Here is a 3,095-nt window from a genome sequence, read left to right as displayed (position 1 = left end):
TTTTTCTCAGATTCAGAAAGCTCCGCATCTTTCTTGATCTTTGTTATATCTGCAAAAGACTGTTTAGTTAGCGCTGTAATTTTTGCTTGCTGTTCCTGATTTAAGCCAATTATATCCATTGTCTCCTGCTTATGCAAAAAAAACGACTTTGTCTTGTGCGCTTACCGTAAACGAAAGCATAAATAGCATTCCTGCTATAAAAATTGATCTTTTCATAATTTATATATTTAAGTTTAAAAAATTCATATTTATAATATTTCTATTTTTCTATTCCTTGCTAGAGAGCCTTTTTTCTAACCATTTATAAGCTAATTCACGAGATTCTTCCGTAAAATCATGTCCATAGCCATGTAAGTAGTAATTTATATCTGCTTTATTGGATTTATTAACTTTTTTGTAATACTCTGTCAGCTCTCTAAAACATTCCAATAATTGTTGATTTCCCCTATTCAAATTATCAAAAAGGGAATACTGATATAATACGGAGCGTGGCGCTGCAAGTCTTAAAAAGAAATTTGCATCACTATTCAAACCTAGTTTATAATCAGCATTAGACAAATGGGCTCTAATCTCCTTTTGGTCTTTCCATAATTGGGGTTTATAACTTACCATTCCTCCGGAATTTACCACCGCAGCTTTCACCCTTTCGTCAAATGCTGTTAGTAAAATAGCATCCCAGGCCCCTAAAGAGTGTCCTATAATTCCAATATTAGAAGAGTCAACAACATCAAGCTCTGTCAGAAAATCCAGGGCCTTCTTTAAGTCATAAATACTTTTGCCACTAAGCTGCCAACCTGGATATTTTTTTGATAGTTCATTTTGATAAGCGACCATTTCTGCTTTGTTATTTGTTGTCCCATTCGGCCTCCTTCTTTCGCCATAAGCCGCTCTGTCTGGAGCGAAAGTTATAAAGCCTCTTCTAACCAGATCTAAAGCGTACTGCCTGTTTTCTCTGCTTATCTGTTCTTTCTCATCTTTCGCAGATTCCTTATATATGCCAACAACTCTATCCTTTCCTATATCTGCAGTAGGATGAGGGCACATAATCAAGGGCAGTTTTTCTCCTTTTTTAATATTTAATGGTAGCAAAATATAGGCATAACCGTATTCGTCTGTATCTACAAGATATTTGATGTGCCAACGCTCATGATCTGGTTGTCTTACCTTTTCTATAGTTTCCATTATAGGCTTAGGAGTTGAGTTTGATTTGGGACCTTTTTCCAAATAAATCCTTTCCATGGCTCTTTTTATTTCCTCTCTGGTAACCTCGGGAACCGAATCTTTGTTTACCCGCACCGAACTATCAGTAAAATCTATATTGCCTTTGCCTTCCCTTTCATGTGAATAAGCACAATAAGAATAAAAGATCAACACCAAACAACATTTTAGAAATAACTTCATGAGGTTCTTTTATTGGTTAATTTAATTTTGGACACACACTACTATGGTCTACTAACTTTATTCTACTCTTTATTTATTAAAAGATCAGTTTTATATCTAACGTAATGTTCGTATACGCCATTCATCCACATCACTAAGGGCTCTTTACCCTTAAAATTGTCTACCACATAAGGACGTATATTATTACTTTTTGAATTATGAGTTATGGCTTTTGTCTTCCAGTCTTTTCCGTTTAACTTCCAGTGTTCTATCTCAAACACTCCATTCACTTGTCGTGAAAGAAAAATGTTGTCAGGATTATAGTGGTCTAACACAACACCTCCTGAATAATGTTCTTCTAGTACTGCACCTGTCTTTTCTGGACTTGTGATATATTTACCGGAATTTATGATTTCTCTATCCAGCCATTGTTTTCCATTCCAACGGGCATAGTGATAAATGTGGTCTTTTACTGAGGGATATTGTGCATAGGTTACTACAGGTTTTCCTTTTTTATCTAAAGCAATGTCCCATATCCAAGATTTGATTTTCCCTTTATCAGAATCATATATTTTATTTATTTTGCGAATATCTAAGGGTCCCTCCTTTACGTCAGAAATAACATCTCCATTAGTTTGATGGAATTTCCCTTTTTCATAATATGCATGGTATACAGATGATAATCCAAGTTTTGGATGCCCATCCGTAAACAGGAAATGAATTTTGGATTTATTATCGGAAACTATTTTTAAATAAGGGACTTTATTATAATCTCCCTTACTGCTTAGATAATATTGAGCATCTGTCCAGGTTTTACCAAAATCGTCACTATAAGCATAATTCTGCCTCCAATCTGCATATTTAGGATTATCTGGTATTCTTTTATTTCTACTGCGAAAAAACATATAAATCCTGTTATTCTCTGCTGATAACATTACCGGATGGGAATAACAAATAAGCTGATTTTTAAGTCCGAAAGAAAGTACCTTCTCCTCTTCCCATTCGCTTATGTCTTCCGCATTCTTACTTTTCCGCATAAAAAAGCGACCGTTATGTTCCGTATAAAATGTTAGTATTTTTCCATCAGGAAGAAACAGAATTGATGGCACATTATGATCATCTACCTGCAGTTTTTCGTTTAAGATGTATGTATGTATTTCTTTAGTGTTAGCATCTCTTGAACTGATAACTACATCTCCTTTAGTGTTTATATAGCCATAATAAATTTTCTCATGCTTACCTTTATAGTAAACTGCCCTTGGGTCTGCAAACCAGCACCAGGTTGCATCTTTGGCTATAACCGGGTATTCTGACACAGAGGGTACTATTTGCGAATATCCGTATACATTACATAGTAGTGTTATGAATAACACTACTATACTTTTTATTTTTTTATTATGTTTTGTATAATACATAATAGGGTTTTAACTAGTTATTTCTCTTATAGCCCTCTATATTAAAAGTAGCTTGGTTGATTCCACTATTCATTTTCACAAGAATCTTCTCATTTTTATCAGAGATTGATAGTCCAGATTTTATTGGAGATCTGGACAGGATAGCGAATCTGCTAAATTACTATTCTACAATTTTAGCAATAGCCCAGCTTTCTGATGCTTTAACAGATTGATTTGAGCGAAATCTCATTATATCCGCTCCTTTTATCCATGTCGCTCCCTCGTGGTTTTCTTTACTATCAATAATTCTAAAATCTTTGT

2 protein-coding genes are annotated in these 3,095 nt (G+C 34.4%); both read right to left on the bottom strand.

The genetic code is table 11. The features are described from left to right. Positions 1-267: 267 nt before the first annotated feature. Positions 268-1,401 carry an alpha/beta hydrolase gene (locus ABWO41_RS17135; protein ID WP_353140653.1) on the bottom strand — a complete coding sequence of 378 codons (1,134 nt, stop codon included), beginning with the start codon at positions 1,399-1,401 and terminating at the stop codon, positions 268-270. 62 nt (positions 1,402-1,463) lie between these two features. Continuing rightward, on the bottom strand, positions 1,464-2,795 hold the full coding sequence (locus tag ABWO41_RS17130; RefSeq protein WP_353140650.1) for a BNR-4 repeat-containing protein: 1,332 nt from the start codon (positions 2,793-2,795) through the stop codon (positions 1,464-1,466). Between the last annotated feature and the right edge of the window lie 300 nt (positions 2,796-3,095).

This window comes from Pseudopedobacter sp. (genome assembly GCF_040392825.1).
Lineage (GTDB): Bacteria > Bacteroidota > Bacteroidia > Sphingobacteriales > Sphingobacteriaceae > Pseudopedobacter.
The sequence above is the reverse complement of the archived record's forward strand: the minus strand, read 5'-3'. Positions and strand labels throughout refer to the sequence as shown.

Excerpts from the sequence above, each read along its gene's own strand:
- ABWO41_RS17135 (WP_353140653.1), bottom strand. The coding sequence starts at position 1,401 with ATGAAGTTATTTCTAAAATGTTGTTTGGTGTTGATCTTTTATTCTTAT.
- ABWO41_RS17130 (WP_353140650.1), bottom strand. The coding sequence starts at position 2,795 with ATGTATTATACAAAACATAATAAAAAAATAAAAAGTATAGTAGTGTTA.